This window comes from Pseudomonas cerasi (assembly GCF_027983475.1).
Taxonomy (GTDB): Bacteria; Pseudomonadota; Gammaproteobacteria; order Pseudomonadales; family Pseudomonadaceae; genus Aquipseudomonas; species Aquipseudomonas cerasi.
Genome location: NZ_JAQJVM010000004.1, coordinates 260,577 through 280,193 on the forward strand (window position 1 = coordinate 260,577; position 19,617 = coordinate 280,193).

At 58.3% G+C, this 19,617-nt stretch carries 16 protein-coding genes and 2 pseudogenes; 12 read left to right on the top strand and 6 right to left on the bottom strand.

Annotated elements, in window-relative coordinates:
- Positions 1–27: 27 nt before the first annotated feature.
- Positions 28–1,263 (top strand): annotated as a pseudogene (locus PI739_RS22885) (RHS repeat domain-containing protein); the annotation flags it as partial.
- A 111-nt stretch (positions 1,264–1,374) separates the two neighbouring features.
- On the opposite strand, the gene PI739_RS22890 reads toward PI739_RS22885, so the two are convergent.
- From PI739_RS22890 to PI739_RS22900, 3 genes and pseudogenes are all read right to left on the bottom strand, one after another.
- Positions 1,375–1,818 (bottom strand): helix-turn-helix domain-containing protein, encoded by a 444-nt coding sequence (locus PI739_RS22890; RefSeq protein ID WP_054081748.1) that lies wholly within the window; start codon positions 1,816–1,818, stop codon positions 1,375–1,377.
- A 111-nt stretch (positions 1,819–1,929) separates the two neighbouring features.
- Positions 1,930–2,520, bottom strand: a pseudogene (locus PI739_RS22895) (OprD family outer membrane porin); the annotation flags it as partial.
- A 456-nt stretch (positions 2,521–2,976) separates the two neighbouring features.
- On the bottom strand, positions 2,977–3,198 hold the full coding sequence (locus PI739_RS22900; RefSeq protein WP_054081749.1) for a hypothetical protein: 222 nt from the start codon (positions 3,196–3,198) through the stop codon (positions 2,977–2,979).
- 221 nt (positions 3,199–3,419) lie between these two features.
- Between PI739_RS22900 and PI739_RS22905 the strand changes: the two genes are divergently transcribed.
- Both PI739_RS22905 and PI739_RS22910 read left to right on the top strand, forming a co-directional pair.
- On the top strand, positions 3,420–3,749 hold the full coding sequence (locus tag PI739_RS22905; RefSeq protein ID WP_003372061.1) for a DUF2790 domain-containing protein: 330 nt from the start codon (positions 3,420–3,422) through the stop codon (positions 3,747–3,749).
- 279 nt (positions 3,750–4,028) lie between these two features.
- Positions 4,029–5,288 carry a cation:proton antiporter gene (locus PI739_RS22910; RefSeq protein ID WP_003343805.1) on the top strand — a complete coding sequence of 420 codons (1,260 nt, stop codon included), beginning with the start codon at positions 4,029–4,031 and terminating at the stop codon, positions 5,286–5,288.
- Here PI739_RS22910 and PI739_RS22915 read toward each other — a convergent pair whose 3' ends face one another.
- Positions 5,289–6,188, bottom strand: a complete 900-nt coding sequence (locus tag PI739_RS22915; protein WP_024663424.1) for an AraC family transcriptional regulator — start codon at positions 6,186–6,188, stop codon at positions 5,289–5,291. It abuts the gene before it with no gap.
- 282 nt (positions 6,189–6,470) lie between these two features.
- Here PI739_RS22915 and PI739_RS22920 point away from each other — a divergent pair, with 282 nt between their 5' ends.
- The 3 genes from PI739_RS22920 to PI739_RS22930 all read left to right on the top strand — a co-directional run bounded on the left by PI739_RS22920 (position 6,471) and on the right by PI739_RS22930 (position 9,573).
- Positions 6,471–7,787 carry an ABC transporter substrate-binding protein gene (locus tag PI739_RS22920; RefSeq protein ID WP_054081750.1) on the top strand — a complete coding sequence of 439 codons (1,317 nt, stop codon included), beginning with the start codon at positions 6,471–6,473 and terminating at the stop codon, positions 7,785–7,787.
- 39 nt (positions 7,788–7,826) lie between these two features.
- Positions 7,827–8,600, top strand: a complete 774-nt coding sequence (locus PI739_RS22925; protein ID WP_271352202.1) for an L-iditol 2-dehydrogenase — start codon at positions 7,827–7,829, stop codon at positions 8,598–8,600.
- Positions 8,601–8,730: 130 nt separating this feature from the next.
- Positions 8,731–9,573 (top strand): DeoR/GlpR family DNA-binding transcription regulator, encoded by an 843-nt coding sequence (locus tag PI739_RS22930; protein WP_003372074.1) that lies wholly within the window; start codon positions 8,731–8,733, stop codon positions 9,571–9,573.
- Positions 9,574–9,652: 79 nt separating this feature from the next.
- Here the strand turns inward: PI739_RS22930 and typA are convergent, their stop codons facing one another.
- Both typA and thiI read right to left on the bottom strand, forming a co-directional pair.
- Positions 9,653–11,473: a translational GTPase TypA gene (gene typA, locus PI739_RS22935; protein WP_002555714.1), complete on the bottom strand. Its 1,821-nt coding sequence runs from the start codon at positions 11,471–11,473 to the stop codon at positions 9,653–9,655.
- Between the two features lie 143 nt (positions 11,474–11,616).
- The gene (gene thiI / locus PI739_RS22940) at positions 11,617–13,071 is read right to left on the bottom strand and encodes a tRNA uracil 4-sulfurtransferase ThiI (RefSeq protein WP_003426934.1); all 1,455 of its coding nucleotides are present in this window, start codon (positions 13,069–13,071) and stop codon (positions 11,617–11,619) included.
- Positions 13,072–13,407: 336 nt separating this feature from the next.
- Here thiI and glnA point away from each other — a divergent pair, with 336 nt between their 5' ends.
- From glnA to ntrC, 6 genes are all read left to right on the top strand, one after another.
- The gene (gene glnA, locus PI739_RS22945; RefSeq protein ID WP_003372080.1) at positions 13,408–14,814 is read left to right on the top strand and encodes a glutamate--ammonia ligase; all 1,407 of its coding nucleotides are present in this window, start codon (positions 13,408–13,410) and stop codon (positions 14,812–14,814) included.
- A 163-nt stretch (positions 14,815–14,977) separates the two neighbouring features.
- Positions 14,978–15,535: a chorismate mutase gene (locus PI739_RS22950; protein ID WP_003432414.1), complete on the top strand. Its 558-nt coding sequence runs from the start codon at positions 14,978–14,980 to the stop codon at positions 15,533–15,535.
- Positions 15,536–15,612: 77 nt separating this feature from the next.
- The gene (locus PI739_RS22955) at positions 15,613–16,149 is read left to right on the top strand and encodes a DUF4124 domain-containing protein (RefSeq protein WP_044310464.1); all 537 of its coding nucleotides are present in this window, start codon (positions 15,613–15,615) and stop codon (positions 16,147–16,149) included.
- 11 nt (positions 16,150–16,160) lie between these two features.
- On the top strand, positions 16,161–16,778 hold the full coding sequence (locus PI739_RS22960; protein WP_003372084.1) for a DUF4124 domain-containing protein: 618 nt from the start codon (positions 16,161–16,163) through the stop codon (positions 16,776–16,778).
- A 282-nt stretch (positions 16,779–17,060) separates the two neighbouring features.
- Complete coding sequence (glnL, locus tag PI739_RS22965) at positions 17,061–18,146, top strand: nitrogen regulation protein NR(II) (RefSeq protein WP_002555720.1); 1,086 nt, start codon at positions 17,061–17,063, stop codon at positions 18,144–18,146.
- Positions 18,143–19,579 carry a nitrogen regulation protein NR(I) gene (gene ntrC, locus PI739_RS22970; protein ID WP_271352203.1) on the top strand — a complete coding sequence of 479 codons (1,437 nt, stop codon included), beginning with the start codon at positions 18,143–18,145 and terminating at the stop codon, positions 19,577–19,579. The genes glnL and ntrC overlap by 4 nt, the downstream gene beginning before the upstream one ends.
- The last annotated feature ends 38 nt before the right edge of the window (positions 19,580–19,617 follow it).

Consider the following 19,617-nt stretch of genomic DNA (forward strand, 5'->3'; position numbering starts at 1 on the left):
CAATGGCGCTAAGTATATGACCCGGCCGACAAATTGCGTGGCGAAGTCACCTACGAATACGAAGCCAACGGCCGCCTGCTTGAGCACAACCCCGAAAAACGTTTCGACGGCGAAGAATTCCGCTACGACGCTACCGCCAACCGCCTGAACTTCAACACCAGCCGCTTCGACCACGTCAAAGACAATCGCCTCAAACAGTGGGCGAACCACGAATACAAATACGACGCCTGGGGCAACCTGATAGAGAAAACGGTCGGCATCGTGCGCTGGCAGACCTTCACCTACGACTGCGAAAACCGCTTGGTCAAAACCGAGACCATGGCCGACACACAGGTGGAAAGCACCAGCAGCTACCAGTACGACAGCCTGGGCAGGCGCGTTGGCAAACAGTGGAAGATCAAGGGGCAGACCGGCCAGAAACGCTTTCTCTGGCAGGGATTGCGGATGTTGCGTGAAGAAAGTCCTGGGCAGAGCAGCCTGTACCTCTACGAACGCGGCAGCTATGCGCCTTTGGCCCGTGTTGATGAGAAAGAGGGCGAGGTAGAGAACAAGGTCTACTACTTCCACACCGACCAGATTGGTACGCCACTGGAGATGACCGACGCTGAAGGGCAGATCGTCTGGCGGGCCAAATATCGGCCGTGGGGCGCGGTTGAGAAACTGGTGGTGAACGAGGTCGAGCAGAACCTCAGGTTTCAGGGTCAGTATTTTGATGTCGAGACGGGGCTTCACTACAACACGTTTCGGTATTACGATCCGGAGATTGGACGGTTTATTACGCAGGATCCGATTGGGTTGAGTGGTGGGGATAATCTCTATCTGTATGCGCCTAATCCTAATGGGTGGGTTGATCCGTTCGGTTTATGCAAAAGCTCTTCGGGTGGTGCAAAAGGAACTGGGGCTGTTGTAGATGACACGATCAAGGCATTACCAGCCCCAAGACAAATAGATGCATCGTGGAGCGCGAGCACTTATAAAAAAGGCGGTTTGATGACAGGCATTGAGCATGTATTCTATCGCCACGGACCTGACTCAGGATTTTCGAATGTTAGTAAGTTCTCGCAAGGAACATCTGTTAAAGATGTCTCTAGTTATGTTGATAACGCACTGAGGTATGGGAAGGTAACTCCTAATGGCCCAGGTGGGCATGTTATTGAGTACAACGCAGGTAAGGTGATTGGAAGAAGCGTCTCAGGCGCTCCAACATCGACAATCAAAATAAATGTTCGGAATGGTGTGATTCAGACAGCGTTCCCGTACTAGTTAGGAATGGTTATGAGCAGTGACTGCACACTAATAGAACGATTTGTCGCCCAAGAGCTGGACGACAGCGTTCGCTCTATTTTGAAAGATGCTTTTGATGAGCGGATGTGCTCAAAAAGCGTTCTGCTCAGGGAGTTCGAGTTTAATTGCTTTGACGTTTCTTTGGACTTTGAAAAGGACATCGTCACATTGCAAGATGCTCTTTCCGCTGGAGAGAGTAGCTTTCTTGATATACCGATACGTGATTTTATCTCTGCTTGCGGTTTGAATGTCTCTTGTTAATTGTAGAAGCCTAGATGTGATCTGACACCGGCCTAGCGCCGGTGTTTTTGCACTCGGGGTGTCACAAGCGCTGAAAAAATCTTCCAAATGATCGTGTGTAACTCCCATTGCTTCGGCGATTACACCTATACCCTTGGCGTGTGCCGCCATGCCTAATACCTTGCCGACATAACCTGCATCACCCGCCTGAAGCGCATCCGTGAGAAAAATGGCCACCGCCTGCGGGTCGATAATGGCGTGCGCCGGATCGTATGGAGTGAGTAGCTCGGGCATGGGAAATGACTCGTGTGACAGAAATTTAAAATAGCGTATGTGGGCCGTAGCGACAGTGCCTGAAACCGCGTCTGGGCGATTTTATGCAGCGACAGCACATCACCGGAACCGACCTGCGCGCAGGCCGCGCCCCGTCTGACGTCGAGCGTGTAGACAACGAAAATCGCGTCGGGTGATACTGTTGTTGACGGCGGTAACGCCGCGAAAGCTTTCCGGCAGCAGTCGGGAGTCGCCGAAGGCAACCACGGGGGTGGAGGGAAACACATCGCCCACGTTGACGACGGTGTCGAAGGCTCTGGCCTTCAGCGAACCACCTACCTTGGTGTATTCGTCACGGGCGCGGCCTTCCCCATCGACCGGCAGCACGTCGAATGCGCTGCGGCCGCCGTTGCGGCCGTCACCGGTGTCGAGCTTGATGCCGATCATGGCAAATGCATCGACCCCGACGCCGAAGGTGCCTTGAGTGAAACCTGACTGGAATCGCCCGATGATGCCTTGCGCCCACGCTTCGGAGTAACCATTGCCGGTCGGGCTGGATTCGCCGTTGCGGTGGTCGCGGTTCATGTAGAAGTTGCGGTTGAGTACGGTCAGCGTGCTGCCTTCGATGAAGCCTTCTTTCTGTTCTTCGGCGAATACGGCAGCCGGTGCGACACCGGCAAGGGTCGAGCACAGGGCCAGTGATAGTGTTTTAAGTTGAGTCATGTGCGCTCCGTCTAATCGGCAGATTGTTATAAACATGTCGACCTGGCTCTTTTTATAGGTACGAGAGCTGCCAGTGGGGCACCATCTTGAAGTGGCGAAGATAACGGCGGGGTGACAGCGGGATTACAAATATGAAAGGAAATGCGCTGCAGCGTGTGTCTATTCAATAAAAATGACTCACGCTTTGACCAACACAAGCCAACATTCAAGATAGGGCGCAGAGCGTCTAAAACTGCATTCCCTGGTTCAAGTGCACTCCTTCTGGCGGCTGTAACGGCCTTTTCGCGAGCAAGCTCGCTCCCACGGGCGCTGGAGCACGGGCGTGATAACGATTTGTGGTAGATACGGGAATAAAAAAAGCGCCCCGAAGGACGCTTAAAGATTCGCCCCGACCAAAGGAGCAGGGAGCTGCTACAAAGGGCGAATAGGGGTGCAGCGGGTCGGGCAGCAAAGGCATCAGCCTTCGGACTTGGTCGACCGCTCGGCCTTGGCGTTGTCGTCTGTATTGACGTAGCGCTCGGCTTTATTGCTGCTGTTCTGTTCCTTGAAGCGCAGTTCCTGTGCAAGACGCATCTTGTCAGCCGCTGTGCTTGCGTACTCGTTACCGTCGTCGGCAAAGGCTGCGCTGGCGGACAAGGCAGCTACTGCGAAGACCATCGATTTGACCAGTTTCATCATCGTTACCTTTATCGGTTGAATGTCGGACCTGCGCAGCGCTCGGCGCTCGTCAGGGATGAAACAAGCTTACGGAGGGGGAGCTAACAGGAAGGTGAGCGAACAATGACAATACTGTTAGGAAGCTGACATCTTCGAGATGACCGATTTGTAATGTTTCAGCAACCTTCCGGTTAGTGCGCATTGGTTAGGGTTAAGCCACATTCAAACGGAGACAAAAGAAAATGCGCACAGCCAAATCGTTGTTACTTGCTCTGGTCATCCTTTCGCCCATCAGTGCTTTCGCCTACACCTCTGATGAAGTCAAAGCCACTACGGTGATCAAGGAGCACCAGGCCAGCGTGCAGAAGTATGCCGCCATCCATAACAAGCCAATGCCGGAGATCAAGGAGTACACCTACGGCATGAAGCTGGACATTGCCAAGCTGGTCCGCAAATCCCCGGATCTGCAAACCTGTAGCGTGATGCCAAAGCTGATGACTTACGAAGACTCCAAGGGCAAGCTGAACACGGTTCAGTATCAGGTCCTCGGCGGATGCAGAAACAGCCAATGATTCTGATCCTGCCAGGAAGGCCACTCAGCGTTACATCCCCCGTCAGCCCGGACCGTCATTCGGGCTGATTTTTTTGCGTCTGCAATGCCCTGCCTCTCCCGTCTCAAATCCAGCTTCGCTGGGTGATTCCAGCATTTTTTGCAACATCACCGCCTTTGCGTGGTCAACGCAAACCCCACTGTGGCGTGTCGAGATGTGTCTGGACGTAGATCCAGTCCATCAAACACAGGCTCGGTTACGGTGATCGAGACACTGCACTTACGGACTCTGGAATGACGGATGCTTGAACTCGCTGCTGGTTTTATCTGCCTCACTGCGCTGCTGACCTACGTGAACTACCGTTTCATCGGTCTGCCCCCCACCATTGGCGTGATGGTCACTGCGCTGATGTTCTCGTTGCTGTTGCAGGGTCTGAGCTTTCTGGGCTATCCCGGCCTGGAAGATCGCGTTCAACAATTGATCGGTCAGATCGACTTCGGCGACCTGCTGATGAACTGGATGTTGTCCTTCCTGCTGTTCGCCGGGGCGCTGCACGTCAACCTTGGCGATTTGAGGAGCTACCGTTGGCCCATCGGCCTGTTGGCGACTTTCGGGGTGCTGATTGCCACTACCGTGATCGGCGCACTGGCCTACTGGATCTTCGCCCTGTTCGGCTGGCACGTCAGCCCGTTGTACTGCCTGCTGTTTGGTGCACTGATCTCGCCTACCGATCCGATTGCGGTGCTCGGTGTGTTGCGTACCGCCAACGCCTCCAAACCGCTGAAAACCACCATCGTTGGTGAAAGCCTGTTCAACGATGGCACCGCGGTGGTGGTGTTCACCGTGCTGCTGGGTATTGCGCAGCTGGGCGAAACGCCGACGGTGGGCGAAACCGCTCTGCTGTTCGTCCACGAAGCGGTCGGCGGTGTGCTGTTCGGCGGCCTGATCGGCTATGCCGTGTACCTGATGATCAAAAGCATCGAGCAGTATCAGATCGAAGTCATGCTGACTCTCGCACTGGTGATCGGCGGCTCGGCGATGGCGTCTGAACTGCATGTGTCCGGTCCTATCGCGATGGTCGTGGCCGGCCTGATCATCGGCAACCTGGGACGTAATCTGGCGATGAACGACATGACCCGTCGTTACATGGACGGTTTCTGGGAGCTGCTGGATGACATGCTCAACGCACTGCTGTTCGCGCTGATCGGCATGGAGTTGTTGCTGTTGCCGTTCTCGTGGCAGCACCTGATTGCGGCCAGCCTGCTGGCGGCGGCGATTCTGCTGTCGCGCTTCGTCACCGTGGCCCCGGCCATCCTGCTCCTGCGTCGCTGGCGCAAGGTGCCGCACGGCACGATCCGCATCCTCACCTGGGGCGGCTTGCGCGGCGGTGTCTCGGTGGCACTGGCGCTGGCCTTGCCCACCGGGCCGGAACGCGATCTGCTGCTGAGCATCACCTACATCGTGGTGTTGCTGTCGATCCTTCTGCAGGGCCTGACCATCGGCAAGCTGGTGAATGCCGTTACCCGTGCCCCGCAGGCGAAAGAACCGGCAGAGCATTGATCAGGCCGATGCAGCGGCGCGCCGGTATTCACTGGGCGTCTGCTGCATCTCCACGCGGAAGTGCCGGTTGAAGTTGGACAGGTTGGCATAGCCGACTTCAAAGCAGATGTCCGACACTGACATCTCGCTGTGCAGCAGCAGCCGGCAAGCCCGCTGGACCCGCAGTTTGCGCATCAGGTCGATAAAACAATGGCCCGTGGTGCGCTTGAAGAAGCGTGAAAAACCCGGATCGCTCATGTCCAGCCGCTGCGCGATGACGGACAGGCGAATATCGCTGGTCAATTCGGTCAGCAGATAGTCGAACGCCTTGTTGATCCGTTCGGAGCTGCGCGCATCCAGGGTCGGTGCATACCAGGTGCTGGCCAGCAGACGAACCTCCTGCGCAGGCGCTTTCATCAGCGTGTTGACCAGTTGCAGGAACAGAATCAGCCGCTCAAGCCCCTGAGCCGGGCCGATCTGTTCAAGCAGGCGCGCGGCCTGCACCGCTGTTGCACCGCTGAACTCAAGGCCACGTCGCGCCTGCTCGAACAGACGCTGCAAATCGCCTATCTCCGGCAGCGTGCCGCGCAAGGCCAGCAACGCGGCACCATCAAACTGCAGCACCACGTCCCGCCCGGGCAGATGCTCACCGGGGGCCAGATCGCCGATCCAGTCATGCGGCAGATCCGGGCCGATCAGGGCCACATGCCCTGCCGCGAACTCACCGATGTAATCCCCGGCCACCAGCTTGCCGCTGCCCTGGCGGATCAGATGAATTTCGAATTCCGGATGATGGTTCCAGCGCGCCAGTGCGTAGGGATAGTCATGCTCGTACCAGCGAAAGCAGTGGTCGGGCTGCGGGAGAATAACCTCAAGCTCGGCAGGGCGCTGCTCGAGCAAGGCGGCTCGGCTGTCAGGCACGGGATGCCCCTTTTTATCGTTATGAATGCGCTGTTGACGCTTGAACATACCCCCTCGCGTCCAGCCAGCGCTAGCTCGCGTTCAAACCGGCACTGATACTTTTTTGCTTTCGGACAGCCGGAGCGCGGCCGGTTAAAAAAGTATCAGTCGATCATCCGCGCTGCGTTTGTTCAGCCCCCTGAGGGCTGCTGTAATCAAGCCGTCCACCAGGGTGACTCAACCGTGGCCAACAACAAAAACAATGACTCCCGCCAGACAAGGCGCGGGGTGGAGAGCACTACGATGAACATTCGGAAAACGCTTTTCCTGTCCGCAGGCGTGTCCGCCGCCCTTTTCAACCTGACCGTCCAGGCTGCCGAAACCGTGACCATCGCCACGGTGAACAACGGCGACATGATCCGCATGCAGCGCCTGTCGAAAACCTTTGAGCAGCAGCATCCCGACATCAAGCTCAACTGGGTAGTGCTCGAAGAAAATGTTTTGCGCCAACGCCTGACCACCGACATCGCCACGCAGGGCGGCCAGTTCGACGTGTTGACCATCGGCACCTACGAGACCCCGTTATGGGGCGCCAAACAGTGGCTGGAGCCAATCACCGATCTTGCGCCGGACTACGATCTGGAGGATATCTTTCCCTCCGTGCGCCAAGGCTTGTCAGTCAAGGACACGCTCTATGCCCTGCCCTTTTATGGCGAAAGCACCATCACTTATTACCGCACCGATTTGTTCAAGCAGGCAGGCTTGAGCATGCCCGAACACCCGACCTGGACGCAGCTGGGCGACTTCGCCGCGAAGCTGTATCAGCCCGACAAGGGCGTTTACGGCATGTGCCTGCGCGGCAAGGCCGGTTGGGGCGAGAACATCGCTTTGCTCAGTACCATGGCCAATGCATTCGGCGCGCGCTGGTTCGATGAGCAATGGAAACCGCAATTGACCAGCCCGGAATGGAGCAAGGCTGCGAATTTCTACGTCAACACACTGAAAAACTATGGCCCGCCGGGCGTGTCGAGCAACGGCTTCAACGAAACCCTCGCGCTGTTCAACAGCGGCAAATGCGCCTTGTGGGTCGACGCCAGCGTGGCCGGCTCCTTCACGACGGACAAGGAACAGAGCAAGGTGGTCGACAGCGTCGGCTTTGCACCTGCGCCGGTTGAAGTGACTGACAAGGGCTCATCATGGCTTTACGCCTGGTCGCTGGCGATACCGACCACCTCCAAGCACAAGGATGCGGCCAAGGCGTTCATCACCTGGGCGACGTCCAAGGCGTATATCCAGCTGGTCGCCGAGACGGACGGCATCAGCAACGTGCCGCCTGGCACCCGCGCCTCCACCTACAGCGAGGCTTACCTGAAAGCTGCGCCGTTCGCCAAGGTCACGCTGCAAATGATGCAACACGCCGACCCGGCGCACCCCTCGGCCAAGCCTGTGCCCTACGTTGGTATCCAGTACGTGACCATTCCCGAGTTTCAGGCCATCGGCACCTCGGTCGGCAAGCTGTTCTCTGCCGCCGTGACCGGGCAAACCACCACTGAACAGGCGCTCACAGCCGCGCAGGCGGTGACCGAGCGCGAGATGAAACGTGCCGGCTACCCGAAGTAGAGCGCCAGCCCTCAACTGTATTGAACGGACGATGAACCCATGAAACGACTTGAAGGTAAAAGCGCGCTGATCACCGGATCGGCGCGAGGCATCGGGCGGGCATTTGCGCAGGCGTACATTCACGAAGGTGCGCGCGTGGCGATTGCCGATATCGATCTGCAGCGCGCACAGGCGACAGCGACCGAACTGGGCCCCAACGCTTATGCGGTGCGGATGGACGTCACGGATCAGTCGTCCATCGATCAGGCCATCGCCGCTGTGGTCGCACAGACTGGCAAGCTGGATATCCTGATCAACAACGCCGCGCTGTTTGATCTGGCACCAATTGTCGATATCACCCGCGACAGTTACGAACGGCTGTTTTCGATCAACGTCGCGGGCACCCTGTTCACTTTGCAGGCAGCAGCCAGGCAAATGATTGCCCAGGGGCACGGCGGCAGGATCATCAATATGGCCAGCCAGGCTGGTCGGCGGGGCGAGGCGCTGGTGGCGGTGTATTGCGCGACCAAGGCTGCGGTGATCAGCCTGACCCAATCGGCCGGGCTGGACCTCATCAGGCACGGCATCAATGTCAACGCCATCGCGCCGGGTGTGGTCGATGGCGAACACTGGGACGGCGTGGATGCGCTGTTCGCCCGCTATGAAAACCGGCCGTTGGGCGAGAAGAAAAGGCTGGTGGGCGAACAAGTGCCTTTCGGGCGCATGGGCAAAGCGGACGATTTGACCGGCATGGCCATTTTCCTGGCTTCAGCGGACAGCGAATACGTCGTAGCCCAGACCTATAACGTCGACGGTGGCAACTGGATGAGTTGAAGTGCGACGGGAGTAAAGATGAGCCGAACCGCGCAAAAAAGCCTGCAACTGCTTCCATTGCCGAAGCGATTGGCTAAGATGCGCGGACCGCCTGCAGCCTGAGGCGGCTCATTGATGTACAGGAGTACGAATGTCCACTGAAGAGGAGATCGCCATTTCCGGCGGTACACCTATGATCCCTGACCAGCGCCGGGAGCTGATGCTGCGTCAGTTGCGCAAGCATCAGGTGCTCAGCGTGCATCAGTTGATGGAGATGTTCGATTGCTCGCACATGACCATCCGCCGCGACATCGCCCAGCTGGAGCAGGAAGGTCGCGCCTACTCGGTCACCGGGGGCGTGCGTATCGCCAGCCAGGTCCACAGCGAGCCCAGCCACCAGTCCAAGGCCGTGGTGGAGTTGCCGCACAAGCAGGGTATGGCGCGGCTCGCAGCGGGCTTGTTGCACCCGGACATGACGATCTATCTGGACGCAGGCACCAGCACACTCGAAATCGTCCCGCATATCATCGCGCTGTCGGGCATGACTGTGGTCACCAATGATTTCGGGGTGGTCAACGCGCTGGCCGATGCCGCGCATGTGGATGTGATTCACACCGGTGGGCTGCTCGATCATCCGAACCGCTCCAGCGTCGGCGGCCTGGCAGCGGCGACCCTGCGCCAGCTGGCGACCGATGTGGCCTTCATGTCCACCAGCTCGTGGGACCTGCAACGCGGCACCACCACACCGTCGGCGCTGAAGGTCGAGGTCAAGCAGGCCGCCATGCAGTCCGCCTCGCAAACCGTGCTGATCGCCACCAGCTCCAAATACGGCACCTTCGGCATGTACAAGGTCGCCGGGCTCGAGCAGTTCGACACCATCATCACCGACGCAGCCTTGGCCGAAGCGGCTGCCGACGGGATTCGCAAGCAGCGTATCGAACTGTTGCTGGCACCCGTGGCGGGCAAACGTCAGGCCCTCGATATCAAGTCCTGAACCTCATTGCGATGATCAGCAGGTCAAAAAAAACCCCGGTCTCTCGACCGGGGTTTTTTTATTCAGCGCAGGGCAGCTATCACGCCTTGGCTTTCTTGGCAGCGCGGGTACGCTCGCTTTCGTCCAGGATCTTCTTACGAAGACGGATGGACTTCGGCGTTACTTCGCACAGCTCGTCGTCCTGGATGAATTCCAGAGCCTGTTCAAGGGTGAACTTGACAGGTGGAACCAGGGCGATGGTTTCGTCTTTGCCCGAAGCACGCATGTTGTCGAGCTTCTTGCCTTTGGTAGGGTTCACACCCAGGTCGTTGTCACGGCTGTTCAGACCAACGATCTGACCACCGTAGATTTCCTGACCGTGCTCGACGAACAGCTTGCCGCGCGCCTGCAGGGTTTCCAGGGAGTAGGTCAGTGCCTTGCCGGTTTCAACCGAAACCAGAACGCCGTTCTGGCGGCCGGACATGTCGCCGGACTTCATCACGTCGTAACGGTCGAAGATCGAGGTCAGGATGCCTGCACCGGAAGTGAGGGTCAGGAACTCGTTACGGAAACCGATCAGGCCACGGGCCGGGATGTTGTACTCGAGGCGAACACGGCCCTTGCCATCCGGAACCATGTTGGTCAGGTCGCCTTTACGCAGACCCATTTGCTCCATGATCGCGCCCTGGGATTCTTCCGGCAGGTCGATGGTCACGTTTTCGTACGGTTCGTGCTTCACGTCGCCTACACGACGGATGATCACTTCCGGACGACCAACACCCATTTCGAAGCCTTCGCGACGCATGGTTTCGATCAGTACCGAGAGGTGCAGCTCACCACGGCCGGAGACCTTGAACTTGTCGGCGGTGTCGCCTTCTTCAACGCGCAGGGCAACGTTGTACAGCAGTTCCTTGTCCAGACGTTCCTTGATGTTACGGCTGGTGACGAACTTGCCTTCCTTACCGCAGAACGGCGAATCGTTAACCTGGAAGGTCATCGAAACGGTAGGTTCGTCAACGGTCAGCGGCTTCATCGCTTCGACATTCAGTGGGTCGCACAGGGTGTCGGAGATGAACAGCTGGTCGAAGCCGCTGATGCAGACGATATCGCCGGCAGCTGCTTCTTCAACGTCCACACGGTGCAGACCGTGGTGACCCATCAGCTTCAGGATACGGCCGTTACGCTTCTTGCCTTCGGCATCGATGGCAACAACCGGAGTGTTTGGCTTGACGCGACCGCGAGCGATACGGCCAACACCGATGACGCCCAGGAAGCTGTTGTAGTCCAGAGCCGAAATCTGCATCTGGAAAGGACCGTCACGGTCAACTTTTGGCGCAGGAACGTGATCGACGATCGACTGGTACAGCGGAGTCATGTCTTCAGCCATATCGGTGTGTTCCAGACCGGCAATGCCGTTCAGGGCCGAGGCGTAGACGACTTTGAAGTCCAGCTGTTCTTCGGTGGCACCCAGGTTGTCGAACAGGTCGAAGATCTGGTCCAGAACCCAGTCCGGGCGCGCGCCTGGACGGTCAACCTTGTTGATGACCACGATTGGACGCAGGCCGGCTTCGAATGCCTTCTTGGTCACGAAACGGGTTTGCGGCATAGGGCCGTCCTGGGCGTCGACCAGCAGCAGTACGGAGTCGACCATCGACATCACGCGCTCTACTTCACCACCGAAGTCGGCGTGGCCCGGGGTGTCCACGATGTTGATGTGGTAGCCATTCCAGTTGATCGCGGTGTTCTTCGCGAGAATGGTAATACCGCGCTCTTTTTCCTGGTCGTTGGAGTCCATCACGCGCTCGTCGTTGAGCTCGTTGCGCTCAAGGGTGCCGGACTGGCGCAGGAGTTTGTCTACCAGGGTGGTCTTACCATGGTCAACGTGGGCGATGATGGCGATGTTGCGTAGATTTTCGATCACTTGTGTATCTCGATCAGAGGATTCGGTCTGCTGACTGTTTAAAGGCAGCGATTAACTATTTCGAGTCGGCAAAAGCCGTTACGGCATGACGACTGGTGTCGGGGGGCCGGTGACGCAAGCCACAGGCAAACAGCCCCGGGCACTTAGCTCGGTCGATATACGCGCACATTGGCATGTCCCTCACTGAGCAAATGGTGGGCATGCAGGCGACTCATGACGCCTTTGTCGCAATACAGCAGGTACTGGCGCGTGTCATCCAGTGCCTTGAAACGGCTGTTCAATGCGTAGAACGGCAACGTCTGTATCTCCACGCCAGGCACCTGCAACGGCTGGTCTTCCTGGGCATCCGGGTGACGGATGTCGAGGATCACCTGACCGGCCAGCGCCTGGCTGACTTCTTCTATATCGACATTGCGGCTCAGATCGTCGATGACCCGATCGATCGAAACCAGCTTCGCGCGTTCGAGCGCCTGCTCGAGAATCGCCATGTCGAACTGTTTTTCTTCGTACTCAACGCGATTTCGCTTGGCGTTGGTCTTGGGGTTGACCGAAATCACCCCGCAATATTCAGGCATGTGCCGGGCGAAATCAGCAGTACCGATTTCAGTCGCCAGGTCCACGATGTCCTGCTTGTGGGTGGCAACCAGCGGCCGCAGGACCAGCTTGTCGGTCGCCGCGTCAATCAGCGACAGGTTGGGCAGCGTCTGGCTGGCAACCTGGGAAATCGCTTCGCCGGTCACCAGCACATCGATTTCAAGACGATCGGCCACGGCGGATGCAGCGCGTAACATCATACGCTTCAAAACTACACCCATATGACTGTTATCGACTTTCTGCAGAATTTCTCCGAGAACTTCCTCGAACGGTACGCTGACGAACAGCACGCGCTGAGAACTGCCGTACTTCTTCCAGATGAAGTGCGCGACTTCCATCACGCCCAGTTCATGGGCTCTTCCGCCCAGATTGAAGAAGCAGAAGTGCGCCATCAGGCCGCGGCGCATGATCTGGTAGGCCGCAACGGTCGAATCGAACCCGCCGGACATCAATACCAGGGTCTGCTCCAGCGCGCCCAGCGGGTAACCGCCCATGCCCTGATGCTGGTCATGAACGACAAACAACCGTTGGTCGCGAATTTCCATGCGCACCACCAGATCGGGCTTTTTCAGCTCGATTCCGGCCGCGCCGCACTGCATGCGCAACTTGCTGCCGACGTATTTCTCGACGTCCATGGAGCTGAAGTCGTGTCGGCCGGCGCGCTTGCAGCGCACTGAAAACATCTTGCCAGGCAACAGGTCGGCGTAGTGCAGTTTGCACTTCGCAACCACGTCATCCAGATCGCCCAGCGGGTACTCGGCGACCTGCAGAAAGTTGGCGATGCCTGGCATGCAGCTCAGCCGCTCCCTGATGCCCTGCAGCACTTTGGGGTCGGTCAGCCGGGTTTCGACCTCAAGGTTGTCCCATACGCCACCCACGACAATGTCCGCGTCCAGTTCACGGAGCACGGTACGAATGTTCTTGCCCAGTTGCCGGATGAACTTCTTGCGCACCGGCGGGCTTTTGATGGTGATTTCTGGGAAAACTTTAACGATTAGTTTCATGGAAACGGAGCGTGAGGTGCCGACCAAAAAAGGGGGGCGCGGATTATAGCGGAAATTGCTCAAGGTTTAACCAGTTATCGTACACGCAATCACCGATGCACCAAAAAGAGTCGATGCACCAAATTGCAGCGCCATAAAGGTGCGTGTTTTTCCTGCGCGGTGCGTTTTCGCCCCCTGAAAACCAGCGTTTGAGGCAAAAAACCCAACACGGGGCACTGGCATGCAAATTGCTCCCTTGTGAGGCAGGTTGCCTTGGCAGAGTATTTGCGCCGGCATCACCCAAATTCAAGGGACCACAACTCTATCAAGTCGGTCTCTAGCCACCCGGAGGACACCATGTCGAAGTCGGTTCAACTCATCAAAGATCATGACGTTAAATGGATTGATCTGCGCTTCACAGACACCAAGGGCAAGCAGCAGCACGTCACCATGCCTGCGCGCGATGCACTGGAAGACGATTTCTTCGAAGTCGGCAAAATGTTCGACGGTTCCTCCATCGCTGGCTGGAAAGGCATCGAAGCGTCCGACATGATTCTCCTGCCGGATGACGAAACCGCCCTGCTCGACCCGTTCACCGAAGAGCCAACCCTGGTTCTGGTGTGCGACGTCATCGAACCTTCGACCATGCAAGGCTACGACCGCGACCCGCGCGCCATTGCCCACCGTGCCGAGGAATACCTGAAGTCCACCGGTATCGGCGACACCGTATTCGTAGGTCCGGAGCCAGAGTTCTTCATCTTCGACGAAGTGAAGTTCAAGTCCGACATCTCCGGTTCCATGTTCAAGATCTTCTCCGAACAGGCTTCCTGGATGACCGACGGCGACGTCGATGGCGGCAACAAGGGCCACCGTCCGGGCGTCAAAGGTGGTTACTTCCCGCTGCCACCGGTCGACCACGACCACGAAATCCGCACCGCAATGTGCAACGCTCTGGAAGAAATGGGCCAGGTCGTGGAAGTTCACCACCACGAAGTGGCAACTGCCGGCCAGAACGAAATCGGCGTGAAATTCAACACGCTGGTCAAGAAGGCTGACGAAGTTCAGACCCTCAAGTACTGCGTGCACAACGTTGCCGACGCGTACGGCCGTACCGCTACTTTCATGCCCAAGCCACTGTACGGTGACAACGGTTCGGGTATGCACGTACACATGTCCATCTCCAAGGATGGCAAGAACACCTTCGCAGGCGAAGGCTATGCCGGTCTGTCCGATACCGCCCTGTACTTCATCGGCGGCATCATCAAGCACGGCAAGGCTCTGAACGGCTTCACCAACCCGTCGACCAACTCCTACAAGCGTCTGGTCCCTGGCTTCGAAGCCCCGGTCATGCTGGCCTACTCGGCCCGTAACCGTTCCGCGTCGATCCGTATTCCTTACGTCTCCAGCCCGCGCGGCCGTCGTATCGAAGCACGCTTCCCGGATCCAGCGGCCAACCCGTACCTGGCATTCGCTGCCCTGTTGATGGCTGGCCTGGACGGCATCCAGAACAAGATCCACCCTGGCGACGCAGCTGACAAAAACCTGTATGACCTGCCGCCTGAAGAGGCCAAAGAGATCCCACAAGTTTGCGGCAGCCTGAAAGAAGCCCTGGAAGAACTGGACAAGGGCCGCGCGTTCCTGACCAAGGGCGGCGTTTTCAGCGACGACTTCATCGATGCCTACATCGAGCTGAAAAGCGAAGAAGAAATCAAGGTTCGCACCTTCGTACACCCACTGGAATACGAGCTGTACTACAGCTGCTGATCCAGCCACGCCAGCGTTGATGGCGTAACAGGAGACCTCCTTCGGGAGGTCTTTTTTTGCCCGGAGTTTACCGCGTGAACTTTTGTTCACCCCGCAACGCTGGCTCTGCCCGGTCGCCTGGAGTTAAATCTGCATCTCCCCACCGAACCGAGATGGAACTGCCATGCGCCTTATCCTGGCCACTTCCCTGCTGACAATGACGTTCATGTCTTCCTGCTTCGCCTTCACTGCCGAGCAGAAGCCTTCTGCACTTGAACCCCTGCTGCAAGCGATCAGCGAGCGCCTGACCATCGCCGATCAAGTTGCCCTGAGCAAGTGGGACAGCGGCAAGGCGGTCGAGGACCCGCCACGCGAGCTGCAAGTGATCAACGCCGCCCAGGCCCGCGCTGCCGAGTTCAAGCTCAACCCCGATGATGTTCAACGTCTGTTCCGCGCCCAGATCGAAGCCAATAAACAGGTGCAGAACGCCCTGCTCGCCCAGTGGCACGCGGCAGGCAAAGCGCCCGACACAGTCAGGCTCAGCCTGGTCGATGACATCCGTCCGAAGCTGGATCGCCTGCAGACCCAACTGCTCCAGGCCTACGCGGACTTCCAGCCACTGCGCAAGGCGGAAACCTGCCAGATGCAACTGGATGCGGCGCTGAAGCGTTATCAGACCAACCCGATTCACGATCAGGCGCTGGTACTGGCCACTGCCGACCTTTGCCCTGCGAAACTCTGACACATCAGGCAGATAGCGCAGCATAGGGCGATGTGTTCTATGCTGACGGCCAATCTTGCCCTACTGTCGAGAGTCTCATGCGTCAAAGTCTGATTTGCCTGCTGCTGTTGATCAGCCTGCCCGCGCTGGCGCAGATCTATAAGTACACCGATGCGAACGGTAACACCGCGTTCAGCAACCAGCCGCCCAACGGGGCCAAGACCGAAGTGGTCGAGTTGCCGCCACTCAACAGCATAGAAACGCAGACGCCTTCCAGACCGGTCGTCAACAGTGCGCCGCAACCAGCCCCTGTCGCACCACCCTCGCAGCCGCAAACGGCCTATGACGTACTGGAACTCACCGACCTGCCCACCGACGAAGCGTTACGCGCCAACAATGGCACGTTCATCATCGGCGTGAAGATCCAGCCGCGTCTGCAACCGACTCACAGCCTGCAACTGCTGCTGGACGGCAACCTGTACGGGCAGCCCTCCAACCTGCCGCGCTTTCAAGTGGTCAACGTAGATCGCGGCGAACACAGCTTCGCGGTGGTCGTGAAAGACGGCGAGCGGATCATTCAGCAGAGTGAAACCATCACCCTGACCGTACAGCGCGTACACCTCGGCAAGCCATGAGCAGACACACGATGCGCCGTCTGCTGACCTGCCTGTTGCTGCTGTTGACGCTGCCCGCAGCGGCCGACGTCTATACCTATATCGACGCGCAGGGTAATCGGGTGTTTACCGACCAGCCGCGCAAGAACGCCACCCGCGTCGACATCGCGCCCAGCAACAACATGACCGGCACACCGCCGACCCGGACCTTGAAGGCCCACCCTGCCAAACCTGCAATAAAGCCGATGTTTCATTACCAATTGCTGAGAATTCTGGTGCCCGAACCGGACGCCACCCTGGTCAATCCCAGTGGCGACCTGATCGTTACCGTCACCAGCGAACCGGTGTTACAGGACGGGCACAGCTATCGATTGCTACTGGATGGTGTTGCCGTCGGCCAGGCCGGCCGCAGCCCGGTGTTCCCGTTGAGCAATGTCGATCGTGGCACGCATCAACTGTCGGTAGAGATTTTCGACGAACTTGGCCGTGTGCTGGAAAAAACACCGAACCAGCCCTTTCACGTGCAGCGCATTTCCCTGGCGCAAAAGCGCGCGACTCACCCCTGCAAAGAGGATGACTACGGTGTGCGGCCGGAGTGTCCGCTCAAGGACAAGCCCGAGCCCAAAAGCAGCATCCTGCCCTTCTTCTGATCTCGCCAAAACGCCAGCACCTTTTTGGTGCGCCCAATGACTGCCTGCGCAACAATACAGCCCAATCTGGTTCAGGAAGCCCGGCCGGGTAGCGCCGTATGCGGGCACGCTTTGCAAAAACGGCCCGACTTTGCAGATAAAACGCTTCTTTTCGGAGCCTTGGTTTGTTTTTTGCAACTTCACTGACACAGCACCGTATTGGTGGCTTTGCTCCTGCTGGCGCAGACCAGCCAGCACCAGCATGGCGCGACTGCAATGTGCCAAAAGAGGTCAACACGATTCATGACTATCAGCGATGCGCTGCACAGACTGTTACTGGATAACCTGACCACTGCCACCATTCTGCTCAACGCCGACTTGCGACTTGAGTACATGAACCCGGCAGCGGAAATGCTGCTGGCCATCAGCGGGCAGCGTAGCCATGGGCAATTCATCAGCGAGCTGTTCACCGAGTCGGCCGAAGCATTGAGTTCGCTGCGTCAGGCAGTCGAACAGGCTCATCCTTTCACCAAGCGCGAAGCGATGCTCACTGCACTGACCGGTCAGACCCTGACTGTCGACTATGCGGTGACGCCTATCCTCAGCAAGGGCGATACCCTGCTGTTGCTTGAAGTACACCCGCGTGACCGGTTGTTGCGCATTACCAAGGAAGAGGCCCAGCTGTCCAAGCAGGAAACCACCAAGATGCTGGTGCGTGGCCTGGCTCACGAGATCAAGAATCCGCTGGGCGGCATTCGCGGGGCCGCACAATTGCTGGCCCGCGAGCTGCCTGAAGAAAGCCTCAAGGACTACACCAACGTCATTATCGAAGAGGCCGACCGCCTGCGTAATCTGGTCGACCGCATGCTCGGCTCCAACAAGCTGCCATCGCTGGCCATGACCAATGTGCATGAAGTGCTGGAGCGTGTGTGCAGCCTGGTCGAGGCCGAAAGCCAGGGCTGCATCACCTTGGTGCGCGACTATGACCCGAGCATTCCCGACGTGTTGATCGACCGCGAGCAAATGATCCAGGCCGTGCTCAATATCGTGCGCAATGCCATGCAGGCCATCAGCGGCCAGAACGAATTGCGCCTTGGCCGGATCACCCTGCGCACCCGCGCCATGCGCCAGTTCACCATCGGCCACGTTCGCCATCGACTGGTGAGCAAGATCGAAATCATCGACAACGGCCCCGGTATTCCGGCCGAACTTCAGGAAACCATTTTCTACCCCATGGTCAGTGGCCGCCCGGACGGTACGGGATTAGGTCTTGCCATTACCCAGAACATCATCAGCCAGCACCAGGGTCTGATCGAGTGTGACAGCCATCCCGGCCACACCACATTCTCGATCTTCCTGCCGCTGGAACAAGGAGCAGCTTCGACATGAGCCGTAGTGAAACTGTCTGGATCGTAGACGACGATCGTTCTATCCGCTGGGTACTGGAAAAGGCCTTGCAACAGGAAGGCATGACCACGCAAAGCTTCGACAGCGCCGACGGGGTGATGAGCCGTCTGGCCCGTCAGCAACCCGACGTGATCATTTCCGACATCCGCATGCCGGGTGCCAGTGGCCTGGACCTGCTGGCGCGGATTCGCGAGCAGCATCCGCGTCTGCCGGTGATCATCATGACCGCCCATTCGGACCTGGACAGTGCCGTGGCGTCTTATCAGGGTGGTGCGTTCGAGTACCTGCCCAAGCCGTTCGACGTCGATGAAGCCGTCTCGCTGGTCAAGCGCGCCAATCAGCACGCTCAGGAACAACAGGGCCTGGACGTTGCACCGACACTGACCCGCACCCCTGAAATCATTGGCGAAGCGCCAGCGATGCAGGAAGTGTTTCGCGCCATCGGCCGTCTGAGTCACTCCAACATCACGGTGTTGATCAACGGTGAGTCGGGAACCGGCAAGGAATTGGTCGCTCATGCATTGCATCGCCACAGCCCGCGTTCGGCCTCGCCGTTCATTGCGCTGAACATGGCGGCGATCCCCAAGGACCTGATGGAGTCCGAACTGTTCGGGCATGAAAAAGGCGCGTTTACCGGCGCGGCCAACCTACGTCGTGGACGCTTCGAACAGGCCGACGGCGGCACGCTTTTTCTCGATGAAATCGGTGACATGCCGGCCGACACCCAGACCCGTCTGTTGCGTGTATTGGCCGATGGCGAGTTCTACCGGGTAGGCGGGCACACGCCGGTCAAGGTCGACGTGCGGATCATTGCCGCGACACACCAGAACCTGGAAACCCTGGTACAGGCCGGCAAGTTCCGCGAGGACTTGTTCCACCGCCTGAACGTGATCCGTATCCACATTCCGCGCATGTCGGACCGTCGTGAAGACATCCCGACCCTGGCCAAGCACTTCCTCAGCCGCGCGGCTAAGGAACTGGCGGTCGAACCCAAGCTGCTCAAGGCCGAGACCGAGGAATACCTCAAGCATCTGCCGTGGCCTGGCAACGTGCGTCAGCTGGAAAACACCTGCCGCTGGATCACGGTCATGGCGTCGGGTCGTGAAGTGCACATCAGCGACCTGCCACCGGAACTGCTGAGCCTGCCGCAGGACGCCGCACCGGTCACCAACTGGGAACAGGCGCTGCGCCAGTGGGCCGATCAGGCCTTGTCTCGTGGTCAGTCCAGCCTGCTGGACAGCGCCGTGCCGACCTTCGAGCGGATCATGATCGAAACCGCCCTCAAGCACACCGCCGGCCGCCGCCGCGACGCCGCCGTACTGCTGGGCTGGGGCCGCAACACCCTGACCCGCAAGATCAAGGAACTGGGCATGAAGATCGATGGCGGGGATGACGACGAGGCCGATGAGGGCTGAGTGGTTATATGATGGTCATTAGTGCCAATGCTCCGCAT

What these genes read in the sequence shown, in the direction of transcription:
- PI739_RS22890 (WP_054081748.1), bottom strand. Translation starts at nt 1,818, where the DNA reads ATGCCCGAGCTACTCACTCCATACGATCCGGCGCACGCCATTATCGAC.
- PI739_RS22900 (WP_054081749.1), bottom strand. Translation starts at nt 3,198, where the DNA reads ATGATGAAACTGGTCAAATCGATGGTCTTCGCAGTAGCTGCCTTGTCC.
- PI739_RS22905 (WP_003372061.1), top strand. Translation starts at nt 3,420, where the DNA reads ATGCGCACAGCCAAATCGTTGTTACTTGCTCTGGTCATCCTTTCGCCC.
- PI739_RS22910 (WP_003343805.1), top strand. Translation starts at nt 4,029, where the DNA reads ATGCTTGAACTCGCTGCTGGTTTTATCTGCCTCACTGCGCTGCTGACC.
- PI739_RS22920 (WP_054081750.1), top strand. Translation starts at nt 6,471, where the DNA reads ATGAACATTCGGAAAACGCTTTTCCTGTCCGCAGGCGTGTCCGCCGCC.
- PI739_RS22925 (WP_271352202.1), top strand. Translation starts at nt 7,827, where the DNA reads ATGAAACGACTTGAAGGTAAAAGCGCGCTGATCACCGGATCGGCGCGA.
- PI739_RS22930 (WP_003372074.1), top strand. Translation starts at nt 8,731, where the DNA reads ATGTCCACTGAAGAGGAGATCGCCATTTCCGGCGGTACACCTATGATC.
- thiI (WP_003426934.1), bottom strand. Translation starts at nt 13,071, where the DNA reads ATGAAACTAATCGTTAAAGTTTTCCCAGAAATCACCATCAAAAGCCCG.
- glnA (WP_003372080.1), top strand. Translation starts at nt 13,408, where the DNA reads ATGTCGAAGTCGGTTCAACTCATCAAAGATCATGACGTTAAATGGATT.
- PI739_RS22950 (WP_003432414.1), top strand. Translation starts at nt 14,978, where the DNA reads ATGCGCCTTATCCTGGCCACTTCCCTGCTGACAATGACGTTCATGTCT.
- PI739_RS22955 (WP_044310464.1), top strand. Translation starts at nt 15,613, where the DNA reads ATGCGTCAAAGTCTGATTTGCCTGCTGCTGTTGATCAGCCTGCCCGCG.
- PI739_RS22960 (WP_003372084.1), top strand. Translation starts at nt 16,161, where the DNA reads ATGCGCCGTCTGCTGACCTGCCTGTTGCTGCTGTTGACGCTGCCCGCA.
- glnL (WP_002555720.1), top strand. Translation starts at nt 17,061, where the DNA reads ATGACTATCAGCGATGCGCTGCACAGACTGTTACTGGATAACCTGACC.
- ntrC (WP_271352203.1), top strand. Translation starts at nt 18,143, where the DNA reads ATGAGCCGTAGTGAAACTGTCTGGATCGTAGACGACGATCGTTCTATC.